Here is a 22054-nt window from a genome sequence, read left to right on the forward strand (position 1 = left end):
CGTGCCGGATAGATCTTCCTGTCCGGCACTCCAGACGATTAAACCAACGCCGCTTTATCAATTCCCAGCCGCTTCATCCGTGACAGCAGGGTGGTGCGTTTTAACCCCAGACGTTGCGCAGCGCCTTTCGGACCCGCGACTACGCCGTTCGTCTCTTTTAATACGCGAACAATCAGTTGATATTCATCTTCGCCTTCCTGAGCGACGACCGTTGCAGCAGGCGGCGTTTCGGGTTCTGGCAGTGAGATATCGGGTAAAGAGAGTTGTAGAACATTACCGCGAGTCAGCAGTACCGCACGCTCAATAACATTTTCCAGTTCGCGCACGTTACCCGGCCATTCCATGTTGCTCAATATGCGCAGTGTCTCGGCAGGAATGCTGTCGATATTGCGCCCCAGTCGGCGGGCAATTTTGAAGGTAAAGGCTTTCGCCAGCAGCGGAATATCTTCCGGGCGCTCGCGTAACGGCGGCAGGTGGATCGGGAAGACGTTCAGGCGGTAATAGAGATCGCTACGGAACTCGCGGTCGGCGACCATTTTTTTCAGATCGCGATTAGTTGCGGCGATTAAACGCACGTCTGTCTGAATGATTTTGTTGCTGCCGAGGCGTTCAAACTCCTGCTCCTGCAATACGCGCAGCAACTTTGGCTGTAACTCCAGTGGCATATCGCCCACTTCATCGAGGAACAGCGAACTTTTATCCGCCAGTTCAAAACGACCGATGCGCTGGGCGCTGGCACCGGTAAAGGCACCACGTTCATGACCAAACAGATCGCTTTCCAGTAATCCGGCAGGCATGGCGGCGCAGTTCATTTTCACCATGCGACGATTATTACGCCCACTGAGATTATGGATTGCGCGGGCAATCAGCTCTTTACCCGTGCCAGTTTCACCGAGGATCAGAACGGTACTGTCGCTTTGCGCCACCATTTCAACTTGTTTAAGCACGCTGTACATGGCTTCGCTGCGACCAATAATCTCGCCAAATTCACTATCCACTTTGTTGAGTTGTTCCGTCAGGGCAAGGTTTTCATCAACCAGCCGCTCTTTCAGACGGTGGATTTCCTGGTAGGCGAGGGCATTATCCACGGCGATTGCCACTCGTTCGGCAATCTGGCGCAGCAAACTCAGGTTGGTGGTGGTAAATGTTTTCTCTTCGCACTGTGCCAGTTTCAGCACGCCCAGCATGGTATTGCCAGACATCAACGGCAGCAGGCACAGCGTCTGGATCTGGTTGCCCCAGGTATCGAACAACATGCGTTCGTAGGGGGCTAAATCATCCCGCTCGTGGAGATTAATCAGCAGCATCTCTTTGCTTTTAAATACGCGCTCGGTGAGGGTTCCGGCCTCATCAACTTCACTCTGTTCGTGAGTGGGATGCTGTTTATCGAGATAGTGAGTGGAGTAGACGTTGAGTTTGTTTTTGCGGTGGCTGCGTAAGACGATGCTGATATCGTCAATGTCGAAGTAGTAGTGGATCTCTTTCGCCACTTCGCTGACCAGTTCGTCCATGTCCAGGCGGGAGAGTACCGCATTGGTGATGGCAACCAGAATGCGGAAGTTATCCCGTTCCCGACATAACAGTTCGTAGTCGACATTGTTGATGATGCGACTCTGAATTTGCTCGGTGACAACAGAAACAATCTGCGTAAAGGTTTGCAGGCGATTGAACTCTTTTTCGCTCCACGGGCGATCGTCATAACGAATAAATTCACAGCCGCCAAAAATATGTCCTTCCGCTGCCTGTGGCATCAGGCAATAGTGACCAAATTTAGGGTATAGCCCGCTTGTGGCCAGTTGTGGCCAGGTTTCACAAAATTCTTCGTAGCTGCAATGCAGCGTATCAGGACGTGACAAAATGCTGCGCACCGGCCCATGTGCCAGAACGGTTTCGTCTTCGTATTTTATAGGGGGTTCTTTGTCACGCGACGCGTAATAAGTCGCACGTTGAGTCTGCGCTTGCCACAACACAATCGCCGCGTTGTCGGCGAGCGCAGAACGCTTTACCAGTTGCGAAAGAGCCTCACACAGCGAGGCCAGATCGGGCTGCTGCAATAGTGTCCGAGTGATGTCGAACAACCCTTGTTGCCCGAGATCACTCATCGGTGTATACGACATGTTGTTCTTCCAGGAAAGCACCGCTAAGCGGTGCAAAAGGTAAATGACAAATTATAGGAGCTTTAGGTTTTTATTAGCATATACGAGGCAGCGGTTCGGCGTGAGGTAGATCGAGAGTTCGTTTCACACCATAAAGCCCTGCGAGACGAACACCTTTACGTTCCACCACTTCGCCAATTAACGCCGCATCCTGTCCTAGTGGATGGGAATGCAGCGCCGCCAACACTTGCTCAGCCGCGTTACGCTCTACGGCAATCACCAGCTTACCTTCGTTGGCAAAGTTGAGGGCGTCCAGCCCCAGCAGCTCACAAACGCCGCGCACGGCAGGTTTAACCGGTAGCGCAGCTTCTGAAAGTTCAATGCCGCAACCGCAGGCTGCCGCAAACTCATGAACCACCGCATTCACCCCACCACGGGTGGCATCGCGCAGCGCCTTCACGCCGGGAATGTCTCGCAGCGTCTGAATCAGCGGCGTCAGCACCGCGCAGTCGCTGACCAGTTCGCCATCCAGCCCCAATTGTTCGCGCAAGTTAAGGATAGTCGCACCGTGGTCGCCGAGCGTACCGCTAACCAGCAATACATCGCCGGCGGTCAGGGTTTGTGCACCCCAGTGAATATTTGCCGGGATCGCGCCCATGCCTGCGGTGTTGATAAACAGTTTATCTGCCGCCCCACGCTGCACCACTTTGGTATCGCCGGTGACAATAGCAATGCCAGCCGCACGGGCAGTTTCAGCCATGCTGGTGACCACGGCTTTCAGCGTCTCCATCGGCAATCCTTCTTCAAGGATAAATCCACAGGAGAGATAGCGTGGAATTGCGCCGCTGACCGCCACGTCATTCGCCGTGCCGCAAATCGCCAGCTTGCCAATATTGCCACCAGGAAAGAACAGCGGGTCAATGACGTAACTGTCGGTGGAAAAGGCCAGACGGTCGCCTTCCGCCACCAGTTGTGCCAGGTCAAGACGCGCCTGATCTTCCTGCTCTGCCAGCCACGGATTCGCAAAGGCTTCCATAAACAGGCTGTTGATTAATTGCTGCATCGCCTGGCCGCCGCTGCCGTGGGCGAGTTGGATATTATTCACGCTTCACTCTCCTGCTGACGATACTGATACCACGCGGCGCACGCTCCTTCAGAGGAGACCATCAGCGCGCCGAATGCGGTTTGAGGATTACAGGTGTTACCAAACAGCGGGCATTGATGCGGCTTACATTTGCCCGTCAATACTTCGCCACAGCGCGCGCGTGGGTCATCGCAAACCTGCTGCGGTGCCGGGCGGAAATGCGCTTCAGCGTCAAATCGCTGATAATCCGGCGTCAGATGCACGCCTGAGGATTCGATCACCCCAAGGCCACGCCATTCGCTGTCGCCGTTGACGCAGAACACGTCGGCTATCGCCTGTTGCGCCAGCAAATTACCCGCATCTGGCACCACTCGCCGGTACTGATTCTCTACTTTGCTGTGGGCCGCTATTTTCTGCTCTACCAGCATCACCACGCCTTGTAGTAGATCAAGTGGTTCGAAACCAGCGACCACCAGCGGACGATTAAAATCGCTGGCGATAAAATTATAGGCATCGGTGCCGATAACCATACTGACGTGGCCCGGCGCGAGGAACGCATCAATGCCATTGTCCGGTTGTTCCAGCAAACTGCGCAGCGTGGGGATAAGCGTAATGTGCTGGCAGAAGAAGTAAAAGTTCTGCACATCGTGGGCTTTTGCCTGTTGCAGGGTGATGGCGGTGGTCGGCATGGTGGTTTCAAACCCTAAGCCGAAGAACACCACTTTGCGGGTTGGGTTCTCCTGCGCCAGTTTCAACGCATCCATTGGCGAGTAAACGATGCGCACATCGGCACCGCGCGCTTTTGCCTGCAACAGTGACCCCTGTTTTCCAGGTACGCGCATGGCGTCGCCAAAGGTACAGAAAATCACTTCCGGATGGCTGGCAATCTCCACGCAGGTGTCGATTCTGCCCATCGGCAGTACACACACCGGGCAGCCCGGACCGTGGATAAACTCAACGTTTTCCGGCAGCAACTGGTCAAGGCCGAATTTAAAAATGGCGTGGGTATGACCGCCGCACACTTCCATAATTCGCAGAGGACGTTCGGCGGTGTAAGAGAGATGTGAAGCACGTTCGCGCAGATGCTCAATTAACTGCATCACCTGTTCCGGCGCGCGATATTCATCAACAAAACGCATTATTTTTCCTCGCCATACAACAGCGCGCCGACATCCGGCTCAACGTCAAACATATTTTGTAATGCGTCGAGGGTGTCGCGCGCTTCGGCTTCATTAATTACGCTCATGGCAAAGCCAACGTGAACCAGTACCCACTGGCCCACGCGCGGCTGACCGTTTTCATCGCAGCTGCCGACTAACGTTAAATCGACATCGCGCTGAATGCCGCAGACGTCGACTTTCGCCTGGTTGCCGTCAATGGTGCGAATCTGGCCGGGAACGCCTATGCACATCGCTGTGTCTCCAGCCAGTTCAGCCACTGGTCCATCCCTTCGCCGCTGGTGGCGGAAATGAGGATGATTTCAATTTCTGGATTGACTTCGCGGGCGCAGGCGATGCATTTCTCAACGTCGAAATTGAGATACGGCAGCAGGTCAACTTTGTTGAGCAGCATCAGCGAGGCGGCGGCAAACATATGCGGATATTTCAGCGGTTTGTCTTCGCCTTCGGTAACGGAAAGCACCGCAACTTTATGTTTTTCACCCAGATCGAAGCTGGCCGGGCATACGAGGTTGCCGACGTTTTCGATAAACAGAATACCGTTATCGTCCAGTGGCAGACGCGGCGCGGCGTCGGCGATCATCTGTGCGTCAAGATGGCAACCTTTACCGGTGTTCACCTGAATCGCTGGCGTGCCGGTAGCGCGAATACGTGCGGCATCGTTCACGGTTTGCTGGTCGCCTTCAATCACCGCGCACGGAACGCTGTCTTTCAGGCGCATTAAGGTTTCCGTCAGCAGCGTGGTTTTACCGGAACCGGGGCTGGATACCAGGTTGAGCACCAGTTGATTACGGGCAGCAAAACGCGCGCGGTTACGTTCAGCCAGGCGATTATTTTTGTCCAGCACGTCAATTTCGACTTCCAGCATCCGGCGCTGGCTCATGCCCGGCGCGTGTGTGCCTGCTTCGCCATGACCGTAATGCAGGTCGCCCTCTTCGGTCTGGCTGGGGGTAAATTCAGGCGCTTTAATGCCGGTGATTTTCATCTTCGGGCGTGCAGCCGGGGCAAAAGGCGCGCTACGAAACGCGGAATGAGGGTTATGTTCATCACCCTCGATATACAGGTTGCCTTCACCGCAACCGCATGTTGTACACATCGCTCACTCCTGGTCTATTTCTATCCGCCGAATCTGTAAACCGTCGTCTGCCACAATGCGCAGCATGTCGCCATGACACTGTGGGCAGCGGCGGACGCGCTGGGTCAGTAGCGTCACATACTGTTGGCATGTTTCACACCAGCATTCGGCCTCTTGTTCTTCGAGGTGCAGTTTACAACCTTCCGCCACGCTGCCACGGCAAACCAGATCAAAACAAAAGGCAAGAGAGCTGGTTTCGACACAAGAAAATGCGCCAATTTTGAGCCAGACCCCAGTTACGCGTTTTGCACCGTGCTTTGCGGCCTGTTGTTCAATCAATTCCAGTGCCCGTTGGCAGAGGGTTATTTCGTGCATATCGCCTCCCATTAACTATTGCCAGCTATAAGCAATAATTGTGCCAGTGTTGACTATCCCTGCGGTGAATAATGTCGATGATGTCGAAATGACACGTCGACACGGCGTCGAAATTCAGCGGAATCATAAAAATCACCTAAATATCAATGAATTAAAAATTGGCACAGAAAATGCTTAAGGGCAGGCATCTCTGTTAAACGGGTAACCTGACAATGACTATTTGGGAAATAAGCGAGAAAGCCGATTACATCGCACAGCGGCATCGTCGCCTACAGGACCAGTGGCATATCTATTGCAATTCGCTGGTTCAGGGGATCACGTTATCAAAAGCGCGTTTGCATCACGCGATGAGCTGCGCGCCAGATAAAGAACTCTGTTTCGTTCTTTTTGAACATTTTCGCATTTACGTCACCCTGGCGGATGGCTTTAACAGCCATACCATCGAGTATTACGTCGAAACGAAAGATGGCGAAGACAAACAGCGGATTGCACTGGCTCAGTTGAGCAGTGACGGCATGATTGATGGCAAGGTCAACATCCGTAATCGCGAACAAGTGCTGGAACACTATCTCGAAAAAATCGCCGGCGTTTACGACAGCTTATACACCGCCATTGAAAACAATACCCCGGTGAATTTAAGCCAACTGGTAGAGGGACAAAGCTCGGCAGCATGAGCTGAGGCTTTGCCCGTTTTGCAGGCGTCATGCCTGTTTGGGGATGGGCGTGTCGATGAGTGTCGAAAATGACATTTCATCGGCATGTTTTCGTCAAAAATGACAATCACCTGAGGAATGCCTGGTGAATCGTTTTGTAATTGCTGACTCCACGCTCTGTATCGGCTGCCACACCTGTGAGGCCGCCTGTTCAGAGACGCATCGCCAGCACGGCCTGCAATCCATGCCGCGCCTGCGAGTGATGCTAAATGAAAAAGAATCTGCACCGCAGCTCTGTCACCACTGTGAAGATGCGCCCTGTGCGGTGGTCTGCCCAGTTAATGCCATCACCCGCGTTGATGGTGCCGTGCAGTTGAATGAAAGTCTGTGCGTAAGCTGCAAACTTTGCGGCATCGCCTGCCCGTTTGGCGCAATTGAATTTTCCGGCAGCCGTCCGCTGGATATTCCGGCAAATGCCAATACCCCGAAAGCGCCACCGGCACCGCCTGCTCCGGCGCGTGTCAGCACATTGCTTGACTGGGTGCCGGGCATTCGCGCGATCGCCGTCAAATGTGATCTTTGTAGCTTTGATGAACAAGGTCCAGCTTGCGTGCGGATGTGCCCAACCAAAGCTCTGCATCTGGTGGATAACACCGATATCGCCCGCGTCAGCAAACGTAAGCGTGAGCTGACTTTTAATACGGACTTTGGCGATCTCACCTTGTTTCAGCAGGCTCAAAGTGGAGAGGCTAAATGAGCGCAATTTCCCTGATCAACAGCGGCGTGGCGTGGTTTGTTGCCGCCGCTGTTCTGGCATTTCTCTTTTCTTTTCATAAGGCGCTGAGTGGCTGGATAGCCGGGATTGGCGGCGCGGTTGGTAGCGTGTACACAGCAGCAGCAGGTTTCACCGTGCTGACGGGGGCGGTCGGCGTGAGCGGTACGCTGTCACTGGTAAGCTACGATGTGCAAATCTCTCCGCTTAACGCGATTTGGTTGATAACCCTCGGCCTGTGCGGCCTGTTTGTCAGCCTCTACAACATTGACTGGCATCGCCACGCGCAGGTGAAATGCAACGGTTTGCAGATCAATATGCTGATGGTTGCCGCCGTGTGCGCCGTCATTGCCAGCAATCTGGGCATGTTCGTGGTAATGGCCGAAATCATGGCTCTGTGCGCGGTGTTTCTCACCAGCAACAGCAAAGAGGGCAAACTGTGGTTTGCGCTGGGGCGTCTTGGCACTCTGCTGCTGGCGATTGCCTGCTGGCTGGTCTGGCAACGTTACGGCACGCTGGATCTGCGCCTGCTGGATATGCGCGTGCAACAGCTGCCGCTCGGTTCCGATATCTGGCTGCTCGGCGTGATTGGCTTTGGCCTGCTGGCCGGGATTATCCCGCTGCACGGCTGGGTGCCGCAGGCTCATGCTAACGCTTCTGCGCCTGCTGCCGCGCTGTTTTCCACGGTGGTAATGAAAATCGGCCTGCTGGGCATTTTAACCCTGTCTCTGCTGGGCGGTAACGCGCCGCTGTGGTGGGGAATTGCGCTGCTGGTGCTCGGCATGATCACCGCGTTCGTCGGTGGTTTGTATGCGCTGATGGAGCACAACATCCAGCGTCTGCTGGCTTACCACACACTGGAAAATATCGGCATCATCCTGCTGGGGCTGGGGGCTGGCGTAACGGGTATCGCGCTCGAACAACCGACGCTGATTGCTCTTGGCCTGGTCGGTGGCCTGTACCATCTGCTTAATCATAGCCTGTTCAAAAGCGTACTGTTCCTTGGGGCGGGTAGCGTCTGGTTCCGTACTGGTCATCGCGATATCGAAAAACTCGGCGGCATTGGCAAGAAAATGCCGGTTATCTCCATCGCCATGTTAGTCGGGCTGATGGCAATGGCTGCGCTGCCGCCGTTGAACGGTTTTGCCGGTGAATGGGTTATCTATCAATCCTTCTTCAAACTGAGCAATAGCGGAACGTTCGTTGCCCGTCTGCTGGGGCCGCTGCTCGCCGTGGGGCTGGCAATTACCGGTGCGCTGGCGGTGATGTGTATGGCGAAAGTCTATGGCGTTACGTTCCTTGGCGCGCCGCGTACCAAAGAAGCCGAAAACGCCACCTGTGCGCCGCTCCTGATGAGCGTAAGCGTAGTGGCACTGGCGATTTGCTGCGTGATTGGCGGTGTTGCTGCGCCGTGGCTGCTGCCGATGCTGTCAGCAGCTGTACCTCTGCCGCTGGAGCCTGCTAACACCACCGTTTCTCAACCAATGATCACGTTGCTGCTGATTGCCTGCCCGCTGCTGCCATTCATCATTATGGCGATTTGCAAAGGCGACCGTCTGCCGTCACGTTCCCGTGGCGCAGCCTGGGTGTGCGGCTACGACCACGAAAAATCAATGGTGATTACCGCTCACGGTTTTGCCATGCCGGTTAAACAGGCGTTTGCGCCGGTGCTGAAACTGCGCAAATGGCTGAATCCGGTGTCGCTGGTGCCGGGCTGGCAGTGCGAAGGTAGTGCATTGCTGTTCCGCCGGATGGCGCTGGTTGAACTGGCGGTGCTGGTGGTGATTATTGTTTCACGAGGAGCCTGAGAATGAGTGTTTTATATCCGTTAATTCAGGCGCTGGTGTTATTTGCCGTTGCGCCGCTGCTCTCCGGTATAACCCGCGTGGCGCGCGCCCGTCTGCATAACCGTCGCGGGCCGGGCGTATTGCAGGAATATCGCGACATTATCAAACTGCTGGGGCGTCAGAGTGTTGGCCCGGATGCCTCCGGCTGGGTGTTCCGCCTGACGCCGTATGTGATGGTGGGCGTCATGCTGACTATCGCTACCGCGCTGCCGGTGGTGACCGTCGGTTCTCCGCTGCCGCAACTGGGCGATTTGATCACCTTACTGTATCTCTTCGCCATCGCGCGTTTCTTCTTTGCCATTTCCGGTCTGGATACCGGTAGCCCGTTTACCGCTATCGGCGCGAGCCGTGAAGCGATGCTCGGTGTGCTGGTCGAACCGATGCTGCTGCTTGGTCTGTGGGTTGCCGCACAGGTTGCCGGTTCCACCAACATCAGCAACATCACCGACACCGTTTATCACTGGCCTCTGAGCCAGAGCATCCCGCTGGTGCTGGCGCTTTGTGCCTGTGCGTTCGCCACTTTTATCGAAATGGGCAAACTGCCGTTCGACCTGGCGGAAGCCGAGCAGGAGTTGCAGGAAGGCCCACTCTCTGAATACAGCGGCAGCGGCTTTGGCGTAATGAAATGGGGTATCAGCCTGAAACAGCTGGTGGTGTTGCAGATGTTCGTCGGGGTGTTTATTCCGTGGGGACAAATGGAAACCTTCACCGCTGGTGGGCTGCTGCTGGCGCTGGTGATTGCCATCGTCAAACTGGTGGTCGGCGTACTGGTTATCGCGCTGTTCGAAAATAGCATGGCCCGTCTGCGTCTTGATATTACTCCGCGCATTACCTGGGCTGGGTTTGGCTTTGCATTTTTAGCGTTCGTCTCCTTGCTGGCGGCGTGATTAAAGAGAGTATGAGCATGTCTGAAGAAAAATTAGGTCAACATTATCTCGCCGCGCTGAATGAGGCATTTCCGGGCGTCGTGCTGGATCACGCCTGGCAGACCAAAGATCAGCTGACCGTGACCGTAAAGGTGAACTATCTGCCGGAAGTGGTGGAGTTTCTCTACTACAAACAGGGTGGCTGGCTGTCGGTACTGTTTGGTAACGATGAACGCAAACTGAATGGTCATTATGCCGTTTACTATGTGCTGTCGATGGAGAAGGGCACGAAGTGCTGGATAACCGTGCGCGTCGAAGTTGACGCCAACAAACCGGAATATCCGTCCGTGACGCCGCGCGTTCCGGCGGCGGTCTGGGGCGAGCGTGAAGTGCGCGATATGTACGGTTTGATTCCGGTTGGTCTGCCGGATGAACGCCGTCTGGTGCTGCCGGATGACTGGCCGGATGAACTCTACCCGTTGCGTAAAGACAGCATGGATTATCGTCAACGTCCGGCACCAACCACCGATGCAGAAACCTACGAGTTCATCAACGAACTGGGTGATAAGAAAAACAACGTGGTGCCGATTGGCCCACTGCACGTTACCTCCGATGAACCGGGTCACTTCCGCCTGTTCGTTGACGGCGAAAACATTATCGACGCCGACTACCGCCTGTTCTACGTCCATCGCGGCATGGAAAAACTGGCGGAAACCCGTATGGGTTACAACGAAGTGACCTTCCTGTCGGATCGTGTTTGCGGGATCTGCGGCTTTGCCCACAGCACCGCCTACACCACGTCGGTGGAAAACGCGATGGGTATTCAGGTGCCAGAACGCGCGCAGATGATCCGCGCCATTCTGCTGGAGGTGGAACGCCTGCACTCGCATCTGCTCAACCTCGGCCTCGCCTGTCACTTTACCGGCTTTGACTCCGGCTTTATGCAGTTCTTCCGCGTGCGCGAATCTTCCATGAAAATGGCGGAGATCCTCACCGGGGCGCGTAAAACTTACGGTCTGAACCTGATCGGCGGGATTCGTCGCGATCTGCTGAAAGATGACATGATCCAGACCCGTCAACTGGCGCAGCAAATGCGTCGTGAAGTACAGGAGCTGGTGGATGTGCTGCTGAGTACGCCAAATATGGAACAGCGCACCGTCGGCATTGGTCGTCTGGATCCGGAAATCGCCCGCGATTTCAGTAACGTTGGCCCGATGGTGCGCGCCAGCGGCCACGCTCGTGATACCCGTGCTGATCACCCGTTTGTCGGTTATGGCCTGCTGCCGATGGAAGTTCACAGCGAGCAGGGCTGCGACGTTATTTCGCGTCTGAAAGTGCGTATCAACGAAGTCTTTACCTCGCTCAATATGATCGACTACGGCCTGGACAATCTGCCAGGCGGCCCGCTGGCGGTGGAAGGATTCACCTACATTCCGCACCGTTTTGCGCTGGGCTTTGCCGAAGCGCCACGTGGCGATGATATCCACTGGAGCATGACCGGCGACAACCAGAAGCTGTACCGCTGGCGCTGTCGTGCCGCGACCTACGCGAACTGGCCGACCCTGCGCTACATGTTGCGCGGCAACACCGTTTCTGATGCGCCGCTGATTATCGGTAGCCTCGACCCTTGCTACTCCTGTACCGACCGCATGACCGTGGTCGATGTGCGTAAGAAGAAGAGCAAAGTGGTGCCGTACAAAGAACTCGAGCGTTACAGCATTGAGCGTAAAAACTCGCCGCTGAAATAAGGAATCGCCATGTTTACCTTTATCAAAAAAGTCATCAAAACCGGCACGGCGACCTCGTCTTATCCGCTGGAGCCGATTGCGGTTGATAAAAACTTCCGTGGTAAGCCAGAGCAGAACCCGCAGCAGTGCATTGGCTGCGCGGCCTGCGTCAATGCCTGCCCGTCAAACGCCTTAACGGTTGAAACTGACCTCGCCACCGGTGAGCTGGCGTGGCAGTTCAATCTTGGGCGCTGCATCTTCTGTGGACGCTGTGAAGAAGTCTGCCCGACGGCGGCAATCAAACTGTCGCAAGAGTACGAACTGGCGGTATGGAAGAAAGAAGACTTCCTGCAACAGTCCCGCTTCGCGCTGTGCAACTGCCGCGTCTGCAATCGTCCTTTCGCCGTCCAGAAAGAGATTGACTACGCCATTGCGCTGCTTAAGCACAACGGTGACAGCCGCGCGGAAAACCACCGCGAAAGCTTTGAGACTTGCCCGGAATGTAAGCGCCAGAAATGCCTGGTGCCGTCCGACCGTATTGAACTGACTCGCCATATGAAAGAGGCCATCTGATGAGCAATTTATTAGGCCCCCGTGACGCCAACGGCATTCCGGTTCCGATGACGGTGGATGAATCCATCGCCAGCATGAAGGCGTCGTTACTGAAAAAAATCAAACGTTCTGCCTACGTTTACCGCGTGGACTGCGGTGGCTGCAACGGCTGCGAAATTGAAATTTTCGCCACGCTTTCGCCGCTGTTCGATGCAGAACGCTTCGGTATTAAAGTTGTTCCATCCCCGCGTCATGCGGATATTTTACTGTTTACCGGCGCGGTCACCCGTGCAATGCGATCCCCTGCGCTACGTGCGTGGCAGTCCGCGCCGGACCCTAAAATCTGTATCTCTTACGGTGCCTGCGGCAACAGCGGTGGCATTTTCCACGATCTCTACTGCGTGTGGGGCGGTACGGATAAAATCGTCCCGGTGGATGTTTACATCCCTGGTTGCCCGCCAACGCCTGCCGCCACGCTGTACGGCTTTGCAATGGCGCTCGGCCTGCTGGAGCAGAAAATCCATGCCCGTGAGCCAGGCGAACTGGATGAGCAACCGGCAGAGATTCTGCATCCGGATATGGTGCAGCCGCTGCGCGTGAAAGTGGATCGCGAAGCGCGTCGCCTGGCGGGTTACCGCTACGGTCGCCAGATTGCCGATGACTTCCTTACGCAATTAGGGCAGGGCGAAGAGCAGGTTGCTCGCTGGCTGGAAGCGGAAAACGATCCGCGTCTGAACGAGATTGTCAGCCATCTGAATCATGTTGTTGAAGAGGCGCGTATCCGATGAGTGAAAAGGTGGTGTTCAGTCAACTGAGCCGTAAATTTATTGATGAGAACGATGCCACGCCCGCCGAGGCGCAGCAGGTGGTCTATTACAGCCTGGCGATTGGTCACCACCTTGGGGTTATCGATTGTCTGGAAGCGGCGCTCACCTGCCCGTGGGATGAATATCTGGCATGGATTGCCACTCTGGAGGCGGGCAGCGAAGCCCGCCGCAAAATGGAAGGCGTGCCGAAATATGGCGAGATCGTCATCGACATTAACCATGTGCCGATGCTGGCCAACGCATTCGATAAAGCCCGGGCAACGCAAACTTCGCAGCAGAAGGAATGGAGTACAATGCTGTTAAGTATGCTGCATGATATTCATCAGGAAAACGCCATCTATTTGATGGTGAGGAGACTGCGTGACTGACGTTTTACTCTGTGTTGGTAATAGCATGATGGGCGATGATGGCGCAGGCCCGCTGCTGGCGGAAAAGTGCGCCGCCGCGCCGAAAGGTAACTGGGTGGTGATTGACGGCGGTAGCGCACCGGAAAATGACATTGTCGCCATCCGTGAACTGCGCCCTACGCGGTTACTGATTGTCGACGCCACGGATATGGGGCTAAACCCCGGCGAGATCCGCATCATCGACCCGGATGACATCGCCGAGATGTTTATGATGACTACCCATAACATGCCGTTGAATTACCTTATCGACCAGTTAAAAGAAGACACTGGCGAAGTGATTTTCCTCGGCATCCAGCCGGATATCGTCGGCTTTTACTACCCGATGACCCAGCCGATTAAAGATGCGGTGGAAACCGTTTATCAACGGCTGGAAGGCTGGGAAGGGAACGGCGGGTTCGCGCAGTTAGCGGTGGAAGAAGAGTAGTTCTTCATTAAGGAATTCAGGGAATTGAAAATCAGGACAGGGATGTGCGCTTTTTTATTGAGCTTAGTGCTTCCTGCGCAGGCCACCAGCTTTACCGAATATCTGCCGATGAGTGACAGCGAATACGCACAAAAGTGGGCGCTGAAACCTCTCCTGACCATGCCTTATTTTACCGATCAAAACTGGCATTTTAGAAAAGTGGGCGTTGCTGGCGTAACGCTTGAGAAGATGCCAAATGAAGAGGATGACTGGCAATTAACCGCAAAAGATCGCGCCGGTAAATCCTGGACAGTGCCTGTGGGTATGCTGGCAAACATAGCGGGCAAAGGGCAACTCTATCGCGCCGATCTTGATCGTAACGGCATTCAGGATCTGGTTATCTGGTTACCCAGTGCCGGTAATGGTCTGGCTCCTTATGCACATTTAATCCTGTTGACGTTCACACGCGAAGGTCGTCCCTGTGTCTTTGAACCCTGGGGATTCTACACCGTAAGCAAAACTGGCGTTGATGATTTGCTGGATTTGCAAGGCAATGGTCACACGCAGCTGCTGGATATGCAGTTTGATTCCGGTTACTGGCTAACCAGTTTGTATCAGGTAAAAGAGGCCAAATGGCAGCGTGTTCATGGCTGGTTTGGCAAGTTAAGCTATCCCGCACTCACGCGTTTTACTTATACTCCCAACCGTAAACTCGTTCTCAAACCCATCGCTGGACGCGACCCGCAAACGGAAGATTTGGCGCTGACGCAGCGTTGTTTGATAACGGGGGATATGCTTGATGGGGTGAATCAGAACTGATGGCAAACGCTAAATTGCCCGATGCGCTGCGCTTATCGAGCCTACAAAGTTCGTGCGACATGTAGGCCGGATAAGGCGTTCACGCCGCATCCGACACGGTTACTTACTCTAAATCTTCCCCATTACTGGCAATCACTTTTTTATACCACCAGAACGATTTCTTACGCGTGCGCGTCAGCGTACCGTTGCCTGCGTCGTCACGGTCAACAAAGACAAAACCGTAGCGTTTGCTCATTTCACCCGTAGAGGCGGAAACTAAATCAATACAGCCCCAGGTGGTGTAGCCCATCAGCGGAATGCCGTCTGCAATCGCTTCGCCCATTGCGCGGATATGTTCGCGCAAATAGCTGATGCGATAGTCATCGTTAATCTCACCATTGGCAGCAAATTCATCTTTTGCGCCGAGGCCGTTTTCCACCAGAAACAGCGGCTTCTGATAACGGTCGTACATCATGTTCATGGTGATGCGCAGACCGAGCGGATCAATACCCCAGCCCCAGTCGCTCACCTGTAGATACGGGTTACGCAGCGATTTCACCACGTTCGCCGCACTGCTGTTGTTGGCGTTCATCTCCGCCGAGGCACAGCGCGAGGCGTAATAGCTGAAAGAGACAAAATCGACGGTGTTTTTCAGGATCTCATCATCGCCAGGCGCTTTATCTATGGTTACCCCTTTTTCGCGGAATACGCGGGCAGAGTAAGCCGGATACGCGCCCCGCGCCTGCACATCGATAAAAAACAGGTTTTCCCGGTCTTTCTCCAGCGCCGCCCAGACATCTTCCGGCTTGCAGCTGTAAGGGTAGAAGTTACCGCCAGCCAGCATACAGCCCACCTGATTTTGCGGGTTAACCTCATGGGCGATTTTGGTGGCTAACGCACTGGCAACCAGCTGGTGATGCGCAGCCTGATATTTCACCTGATCCTGATTTTCCCCTTCTTCAAACACCAGACCCGCGCCGGAGAACGGGCTATGCAACATAATGTTGATTTCATTGAAGGTTAGCCAGTATTTCACCAGACCATCAAATGCTTCAAAGCAGGTTCTGGCGTAGCGGCTGAAAAACTCCACCAGCTTGCGGTTACGCCAGGAGCCATATTCGGTGACCAGATGCATCGGCACATCGAAGTGGCACAACGTGACCAGCGGTTCGATACCGTACTTTTTACACTCTTCAAATACCGCGCGGTAAAAGGCAATGCCCTGCTGGTTGGGCGTCAGTTCATCGCCCTGCGGGAAGAGGCGGCTCCAGGCAATCGAGGTACGGAAAACCTTGAATCCCATCTCTGCCATCAGGGCGATATCTTCTTTATACCGATGATAAAAATCCGTCGCCTCATGGCTGGGGTAAAACTCGTCATCGCGCAACTGAAAACGTTTTTCCAGCCCCAGTTTCACCGCCATTCGATGATCGCCGTGTGGGATCATATCGACCGTGGTCAGCCCTTTGCCACCTTCACGGTACGCACCTTCAGACTGGTTGGCGGCAAGCGCGCCGCCCCATAAAAAACCTTCTGGAAATACAGACATTTTCATCCTCAATTAAGACTTACTTCTTTGGCGACGGTCGGTTGTACGCTCTGATGCTTTCGCGCCTCGGCAGCCGCTTCCTCCACAGGAATATCCTCAAAGCCGAGCAACAGTGTGAGGATAAACGACAGCACCACCGCCAGCGCCATGACCGCGAACACCCAGACGATGCTCATTGGATTCGCCGGATCGAAGAACTGCACGCTGGTAAATAGCCCCGGCGCTGCCATTGAGTGGCTGGCAAGCCCCGCCATACCGGCAACCGCACCGCAAATAAAACCGCTGATAAGACTGGCGATAAGCGGACGTTTCAGGCGGATCGCCACGCCGTATAACGCCGGTTCGGAAATCCCCGCCATAATGGCTGATGCCGCCGCAGCCAGTGCCGTCTGGCGCAGTTCCGGATTTTTCGTTTTCCACGCCACCGCCAGCGATGAACCACCCAGCGACAGGTTAGCGCCGATTTCTGACGGCATGACCATCCCTTCTTTTCCGGTTTCGGCAATGGTCTGAATGATGGTTGGTGTAAAGACGCGGTGCATCCCGGTCATTACCAGCAGCGGCCACAGCGCGCCCATAATGGCGACTGAAAGCCAGCCCAGATAACCATGAATGGTGTAAACCAGCGCCGAAATGGCGCTACCGATCCAGATACCAATCGGGCCAATCAGCAGGATTGCCAGCGGTGCGGCAATCAACACAATCAGCATCGGCTTGAGGAAGTTTTTCGTCACTGCCGGTGTAATGCTGTCCACCCAGCGTTCGATATATGACAGGCACCAGGTCATCACCAGCGCCGGGATCACCGTGTAGGTGTATTTCACCGCCGTGACCGGAATCAGGGCAAATTCAACATGTTCACCCTGAGCCGCTTTCGCCATCAGCTCAATGAAACTCGGATGTACCAGTACACCCGCGATGGCAATCGCCAGCGACATATTGGTTTTAAATTTGATGGCGGCAGAAGCCGCGACCATCAGCGGCAGGAAGAAGAAAGCACCGTCACCAATCACATTCAGGATGGTTAAGGTCGGCGATCCTTTTGTCAGCACACCGCTCATCTCGAGGATCATCGCCAGCAGTTTGACCATCGATCCGCCGATAATCGCCGGGATCAGCGGTGACATAGTGCCGATCAGCGCATCAAGGATCCCTGCACCAATGCGACGTAGCGTGAGTTTGGGTTTACCCACGGGCAGGACGGGTTGCATATCTCCCGGCAGCAGGCTGACGACTTCCTGAAAGGCTTGTGAAACGGTATTGCCGATAATCACCTGACACTGGTTGTCACTACGTACCACGCCGAGTACGCCGGAGATGGTTTTCAACGTCGGGCTGTCGATAAGCGCATCATCTTTAATAACAAAGCGCAAACGCGTCATACAGTGCGTGACCGCCGAGATGTTATCAACGCCGCCCAGTGCCGCTATCACCGAGCGCGCCAGCGCCGCATAATTTTTGGCCATCGGATTTTATCCTGTTATCAGTAGGGTAGAGGTAGTTGTTATCAGTCGACGTGACGGGAAAATGCCGATGCTGAAACGGAAATAAGAAACCGGTTTCATAAAATCATGAATAGTTGTCATTTAATAAGCAAGAGAGTTAATTGTTCATTTTTTATATTTGTGAAACCGGTCACCTGAATATTTTTCCCGCTGATTGCGCAAGGACAATCAGCAAACGGTGCAGTAAACTGCGATGACTGCGTGTAAAGGGATGAAAACAATGACGACAATGCTGGAAGTGGCGAAGCGCGCCGGGGTTTCAAAAGCGACCGTTTCCCGCGTGCTTTCAGGTAATGGCTACGTCAGCCAGGAGACGAAAGATCGCGTGTTTCAGGCGGTAGAAGAGAGCGGTTACCGCCCAAATTTGCTGGCGCGCAATCTGTCGGCGAAGAGTACTCAGACGCTGGGGCTGGTAGTGACCAACACGCTTTACCACGGCATTTATTTTAGTGAATTACTGTTTCATGCCGCGCGGATGGCGGAAGAGAAAGGGCGCCAACTGTTGCTGGCTGATGGTAAACATAGCGCCGAAGAAGAGCGCCAGGCGATTCAGTATCTGCTGGATCTGCGCTGCGACGCCATTATGATTTACCCGCGTTTTTTAAGCGTGGATGAGATTGATGACATTATTGATGCACACAGTCAGCCGATAATGGTGCTTAATCGCCGCCTGCGCAAAAATAGCAGCCATAGCGTCTGGTGCGATCATAAACAGACCAGCTTTAACGCCGTGGCAGAGTTGATAAACGCCGGACATCAGGAGATTGCTTTCCTTACCGGCTCGATGGATTCCCCCACCAGCGTTGAACGTCTTGCCGGGTATAAAGACGCGCTGTCGCAGCATGGTATTGCTCTCAATGAAAAACTTATCGCTAACGGTAAATGGACGCCCGCCAGCGGGGCCGAAGGGGTAGAAACGTTGCTCGCACGTGGGGCTAAATTTAGCGCGTTAGTTGCCAGTAACGACGATATGGCGATAGGTGCGATGAAAGCGTTACACGAGCGCGGCGTAGCGGTGCCAGAGCAGGTGTCAGTTATCGGATTCGATGATATCGCTATTGCCCCCTACACCGTTCCGGCGCTCTCCAGCGTAAAAATTCCGGTAACTGAGATGATTCAGGAAATTATTGGACGGCTGATTTTTATGCTCGATGGCGGGGATTTCTCACCGCCGAAAACCTTCAGCGGAAAACTGATCCGCCGCGACTCCCTCATTGCTCTTTCGCGATAAACATTGTCATCACATGTCATCGTCACTAGTGTCGATGACATCGTTTTTCCTGCATTACAGAATTTAATTTCTTTAAATAACAGTAAATTAAAAACTGGCATGATTTGTGAATGTATCGGCGCATTAACTGTCATTGCTGGAGAATTTGATGAACCGTTTCATCATTGCTGACGCGAGTAAATGTATTGGTTGCCGTACCTGTGAAGTGGCGTGCGTGGTTTCTCATCAGGAGAATCAGGACTGTGCATCGCTGACCCCGGAAACTTTTTTACCGCGAATCCATGTCATTAAAGGTGTGAACATTTCCACGGCAACAGTCTGCCGTCAGTGTGAAGATGCACCGTGCGCTAACGTCTGCCCGAATGGTGCTATCAGCCGTGATAAAGGGTTTGTTCATGTGATGCAGGAACGTTGCATTGGTTGCAAAACCTGCGTTGTGGCTTGTCCGTATGGTGCGATGGAAGTGGTGGTGCGTCCGGTGATTCGCAACAGCGGCGCAGGGCTGAATGTACGGGCTGACAAAGCCGAAGCCAATAAATGCGACCTCTGTAACCATCGTGAAGACGGCCCGGCGTGTATGGCGGCTTGCCCGACCCATGCGCTGATTTGTGTCGATCGTAATAAACTTGAACAACTGAGCGCAGAAAAACGCCGTCGCACGGCGCTGATGTTCTAAAAATCTTACAGAACTGTTCTGGCATCAAAGGAATTCCCGGAAATATTCGTAGAATACGGAGCGGGCGGTATCGCCGACCTGTGACTGCCGGATGCGACGCGCTCGTGTCCGGCTGGGCGGGTTACGCAATTCATGATGGCGGGAATAACTCAATGGCAAAAAACACATCTTGCGGTGTCCAACTGCGTATTCGTGGCAAAGTGCAGGGCGTCGGTTTTCGTCCGTTTGTCTGGCAGCTGGCACAGCAATTAAATCTTCACGGCGATGTCTGTAATGACGGCGATGGCGTGGAAGTCCGGTTGCTGGAAGACCCGGAAACGTTTCTTGTTCAATTGCATCAGCATTGCCCGCCGCTGGCGCGTATTGATAGCGTCGAGCGTGAGCCGTACATCTGGCCACAACTGCCCACTGAGTTCACTATCCGCCAGAGCGCGGGCGGTGTCATGAATACGCAAATTGTCCCGGATGCTGCCACTTGCCCTGCTTGCCTTGCCGAAATGAATACCCCAGGCGAGCGGCGTTATCGTTATCCGTTTATCAACTGTACCCACTGCGGCCCACGTTTCACCATTATTCGCGCGATGCCTTACGACCGCCCGTTTACCGTGATGGCGGCTTTTCCGCTATGTCCGGCCTGTGACAAAGAGTATCGTGACCCGCTCGATCGTCGCTTCCACGCCCAGCCAGTAGCCTGCCCGGAGTGTGGCCCGCATCTTGAATGGGTAAGTCATGGTGAACATGCGGAACAAGAGGCGGCATTACAGGCAGCTATCGCACAGTTAAAAATGGGCAACATTGTCGCCATCAAAGGGATTGGCGGATTTCATCTCGCCTGCGATGCACGTAACAGTAACGCGGTGGCGACACTGCGGGCGCGCAAACATCGCCCGGCGAAACCGCTGGCGGTCATGTTGCCAATGGCAGAAGGTTTACCAGACGCTGCCCGTCAGTTGCTTACCACGCCCGCCGCGCCGATTGTGCTGGTGGATAAAAAATACGTTCCTGAACTTTGTGACGATATCGCCCCTGGCCTTAACGAAGTGGGCGTAATGCTCCCGGCTAACCCGCTGCAACATTTGCTGTTACAGGAACTGCAATGCCCACTGGTGATGACCTCCGGCAACCAGAGCGGTAAACCACCGGCTATCAGCAACGAACAGGCGCTGGAGGATTTGCAGGGCATTGCCGATGGATTCCTGATACATAACCGCGACATCGTGCAGCGGATGGATGATTCGGTGGTGCGCGAAAGCGGCGAAATGCTGCGCCGTTCGCGGGGGTATGTGCCGGATGCGCTGGCTTTGCCTCCGGGCTTTAAAAATGTTCCACCTGTGCTGTGTCTTGGTGCGGATCTGAAAAATACCTTCTGCCTGGTGCGCGGTGAGCAAGCGGTGTTGAGTCAGCATCTGGGCGATTTAAGTGACGATGGCATTCAGATGCAGTGGCGCGAAGCGTTACGCCTGATGCAAAACATCTACGATTTCACCCCGCAATACGTTGTACATGACGCGCATCCGGGCTATGTCTCCAGCCAGTGGGCGCGTGAGATGAATCTGCCGACGCAAACGGTGCTGCATCATCATGCCCATGCGGCGGCGTGTCTGGCAGAACATCACTGGCCGCTGGATGGCGGTGATGTCATTGCGTTGACGCTCGACGGTATCGGTATGGGGGAGAACGGCGCTTTGTGGGGCGGCGAGTGCCTGCGGGTGAACTATCGCGAATGTGAGCACCTGGGCGGCTTGCCTGCGGTGGCGCTTCCGGGGGGCGATTTGGCTGCAAAGCAGCCGTGGCGTAACCTGCTGGCGCAGTGCCTGCGCTTTGTGCCGCAGTGGCAGAATTACCCTGAAACGGCAAGTGTGCAACAGCAAAACTGGAGCGTGCTGGCGCGGGCCATTGAGCGTGGAATTAACGCGCCGCTGGCGTCATCGTGCGGGCGTTTGTTCGATGCCGTAGCGGCGGCGCTGGACTGTGCGCCAGCCACATTAAGTTATGAAGGCGAAGCGGCTTGTGCTCTGGAGGCGCTGGCAGCTTCGTGCCACGGCGTGAAGCATCAGGTAACGATGCCGTTGGTAGATAATCAACTGGATCTCGCCACCTTCTGGCAGCAGTGGCTGAACTGGCAGGCACCGGTTAATGAACGTGCGTGGGCGTTTCATGATGCGCTGGCGCAGGGTTTTGCATCGTTGATGCGTGAGCAGGCCACGATGCGCGGTATCACTACGCTGGTATTTAGCGGCGGGGTTATTCATAACCGTTTGCTGCGTGCACGTCTGGCGCATTATCTCGCTGATTTCACATTGCTCTTTCCACAGAGTTTACCGGCAGGTGATGGCGGGTTGTCTCTGGGGCAGGGGGTTATTGCTGCGGCTCGCATCATGCATGCTGCATAGTGGCGGATGTGGCGTAACTGAACCTTAAAAGGAGCACGAA

The 22054-nt window shown here is 54.6% G+C and carries 21 protein-coding genes; 13 read left to right on the top strand and 8 right to left on the bottom strand.

The genetic code is table 11. The features are described 5' to 3' along the window. Nucleotides 1-38 precede the first annotated feature (38 nt). The 6 genes from flhA to hypA all read right to left on the bottom strand — a co-directional run bounded on the left by flhA (nt 39) and on the right by hypA (nt 5808). A complete protein-coding gene (flhA, locus tag LG381_RS09365; protein WP_024212650.1) occupies nt 39-2117 on the bottom strand; it encodes a formate hydrogenlyase transcriptional activator FlhA in 2079 nt (692 codons plus the stop codon). A gap of 73 nt (nt 2118-2190) precedes the next feature. Continuing rightward, entirely contained in the window at nt 2191-3201 is a 1011-nt protein-coding gene (gene hypE / locus LG381_RS09370; RefSeq protein ID WP_001059917.1) for a hydrogenase maturation carbamoyl dehydratase HypE, read from the bottom strand. Then, nucleotides 3198-4319, bottom strand: a complete 1122-nt coding sequence (gene hypD, locus LG381_RS09375) for a hydrogenase formation protein HypD (protein ID WP_105289916.1) — start codon at nt 4317-4319, stop codon at nt 3198-3200. The genes hypE and hypD overlap by 4 nt, the downstream gene beginning before the upstream one ends. After that, nucleotides 4319-4591 carry a hydrogenase 3 maturation protein HypC gene (hypC, locus tag LG381_RS09380; RefSeq protein ID WP_000334881.1) on the bottom strand — a complete coding sequence of 91 codons (273 nt, stop codon included), beginning with the start codon at nt 4589-4591 and terminating at the stop codon, nt 4319-4321. The genes hypD and hypC overlap by 1 nt, the downstream gene beginning before the upstream one ends. Continuing rightward, nucleotides 4582-5454 carry a hydrogenase nickel incorporation protein HypB gene (hypB, locus tag LG381_RS09385; RefSeq protein ID WP_000337678.1) on the bottom strand — a complete coding sequence of 291 codons (873 nt, stop codon included), beginning with the start codon at nt 5452-5454 and terminating at the stop codon, nt 4582-4584. Before hypB ends, hypC begins: the two co-directional genes overlap by 10 nt. Before the next feature lie 3 nt (nt 5455-5457). Continuing rightward, nucleotides 5458-5808 carry a hydrogenase maturation nickel metallochaperone HypA gene (gene hypA, locus LG381_RS09390; RefSeq protein ID WP_001516945.1) on the bottom strand — a complete coding sequence of 117 codons (351 nt, stop codon included), beginning with the start codon at nt 5806-5808 and terminating at the stop codon, nt 5458-5460. A gap of 212 nt (nt 5809-6020) precedes the next feature. Between hypA and hycA the strand changes: the two genes are divergently transcribed. The 10 genes from hycA (at nt 6021) to LG381_RS09440 (ending at nt 14681) form a co-directional block, all read left to right on the top strand. Further along, entirely contained in the window at nt 6021-6482 is a 462-nt protein-coding gene (hycA, locus tag LG381_RS09395) for a formate hydrogenlyase regulator HycA (protein ID WP_000158052.1), read from the top strand. 124 nt (nt 6483-6606) lie between these two features. Next, nucleotides 6607-7218, top strand: a complete 612-nt coding sequence (hycB, locus tag LG381_RS09400) for a formate hydrogenlyase subunit HycB (protein WP_001079186.1) — start codon at nt 6607-6609, stop codon at nt 7216-7218. Continuing rightward, nucleotides 7215-9041 (top strand): formate hydrogenlyase subunit 3, encoded by a 1827-nt coding sequence (gene hycC / locus LG381_RS09405; RefSeq protein WP_225762329.1) that lies wholly within the window; start codon nt 7215-7217, stop codon nt 9039-9041. Before hycB ends, hycC begins: the two co-directional genes overlap by 4 nt. Before the next feature lie 2 nt (nt 9042-9043). Continuing rightward, the gene (gene hycD, locus LG381_RS09410; protein WP_000115224.1) at nt 9044-9967 is read left to right on the top strand and encodes a formate hydrogenlyase subunit HycD; all 924 of its coding nucleotides are present in this window, start codon (nt 9044-9046) and stop codon (nt 9965-9967) included. Between the two features lie 17 nt (nt 9968-9984). After that, nucleotides 9985-11694, top strand: a complete 1710-nt coding sequence (gene hycE, locus LG381_RS09415) for a formate hydrogenlyase subunit HycE (protein WP_001288118.1) — start codon at nt 9985-9987, stop codon at nt 11692-11694. A gap of 9 nt (nt 11695-11703) precedes the next feature. Then, entirely contained in the window at nt 11704-12246 is a 543-nt protein-coding gene (gene hycF, locus LG381_RS09420; RefSeq protein ID WP_000493799.1) for a formate hydrogenlyase subunit HycF, read from the top strand. Continuing rightward, nucleotides 12246-13013 (top strand): formate hydrogenlyase subunit HycG, encoded by a 768-nt coding sequence (hycG, locus tag LG381_RS09425; RefSeq protein WP_000067387.1) that lies wholly within the window; start codon nt 12246-12248, stop codon nt 13011-13013. Before hycF ends, hycG begins: the two co-directional genes overlap by 1 nt. Beyond that, nucleotides 13010-13420 carry a formate hydrogenlyase assembly protein HycH gene (gene hycH / locus LG381_RS09430; protein ID WP_001291922.1) on the top strand — a complete coding sequence of 137 codons (411 nt, stop codon included), beginning with the start codon at nt 13010-13012 and terminating at the stop codon, nt 13418-13420. The genes hycG and hycH overlap by 4 nt, the downstream gene beginning before the upstream one ends. Beyond that, nucleotides 13413-13883, top strand: coding sequence for a hydrogenase maturation peptidase HycI (gene hycI, locus LG381_RS09435; protein ID WP_032226059.1), 471 nt, complete (start codon nt 13413-13415; stop codon nt 13881-13883). Before hycH ends, hycI begins: the two co-directional genes overlap by 8 nt. 42 nt (nt 13884-13925) lie before the next feature. After that, a complete protein-coding gene (locus LG381_RS09440) occupies nt 13926-14681 on the top strand; it encodes a hypothetical protein (protein ID WP_222680457.1) in 756 nt (251 codons plus the stop codon). A 103-nt stretch (nt 14682-14784) separates the two neighbouring features. Here LG381_RS09440 and ascB read toward each other — a convergent pair whose 3' ends face one another. Together ascB and ascF are read right to left on the bottom strand one after the other, a co-directional pair. Then, a complete protein-coding gene (ascB, locus tag LG381_RS09445) occupies nt 14785-16209 on the bottom strand; it encodes a 6-phospho-beta-glucosidase AscB (RefSeq protein WP_225762330.1) in 1425 nt (474 codons plus the stop codon). A gap of 8 nt (nt 16210-16217) precedes the next feature. Continuing rightward, nucleotides 16218-17675 carry a PTS cellobiose/arbutin/salicin transporter subunit IIBC gene (gene ascF, locus LG381_RS09450; RefSeq protein ID WP_225762331.1) on the bottom strand — a complete coding sequence of 486 codons (1458 nt, stop codon included), beginning with the start codon at nt 17673-17675 and terminating at the stop codon, nt 16218-16220. A 259-nt stretch (nt 17676-17934) separates the two neighbouring features. Between ascF and ascG the strand changes: the two genes are divergently transcribed. From ascG to hypF, 3 genes are all read left to right on the top strand, one after another. Then, entirely contained in the window at nt 17935-18945 is a 1011-nt protein-coding gene (gene ascG / locus LG381_RS09455; RefSeq protein WP_225762332.1) for a DNA-binding transcriptional regulator AscG, read from the top strand. Between the two features lie 148 nt (nt 18946-19093). Beyond that, nucleotides 19094-19621: an electron transport protein HydN gene (hydN, locus tag LG381_RS09460; protein WP_001078777.1), complete on the top strand. Its 528-nt coding sequence runs from the start codon at nt 19094-19096 to the stop codon at nt 19619-19621. 152 nt (nt 19622-19773) lie between these two features. Next, nucleotides 19774-22014 (top strand): carbamoyltransferase HypF, encoded by a 2241-nt coding sequence (gene hypF, locus LG381_RS09465; RefSeq protein WP_225762333.1) that lies wholly within the window; start codon nt 19774-19776, stop codon nt 22012-22014. Nucleotides 22015-22054: the final 40 nt, after the last annotated feature.

Origin of the sequence: Escherichia sp. Marseille-Q3837 (assembly GCF_916618735.1) — a bacterium.
Taxonomy (GTDB): domain Bacteria; phylum Pseudomonadota; class Gammaproteobacteria; order Enterobacterales; family Enterobacteriaceae; genus Escherichia; species Escherichia ruysiae.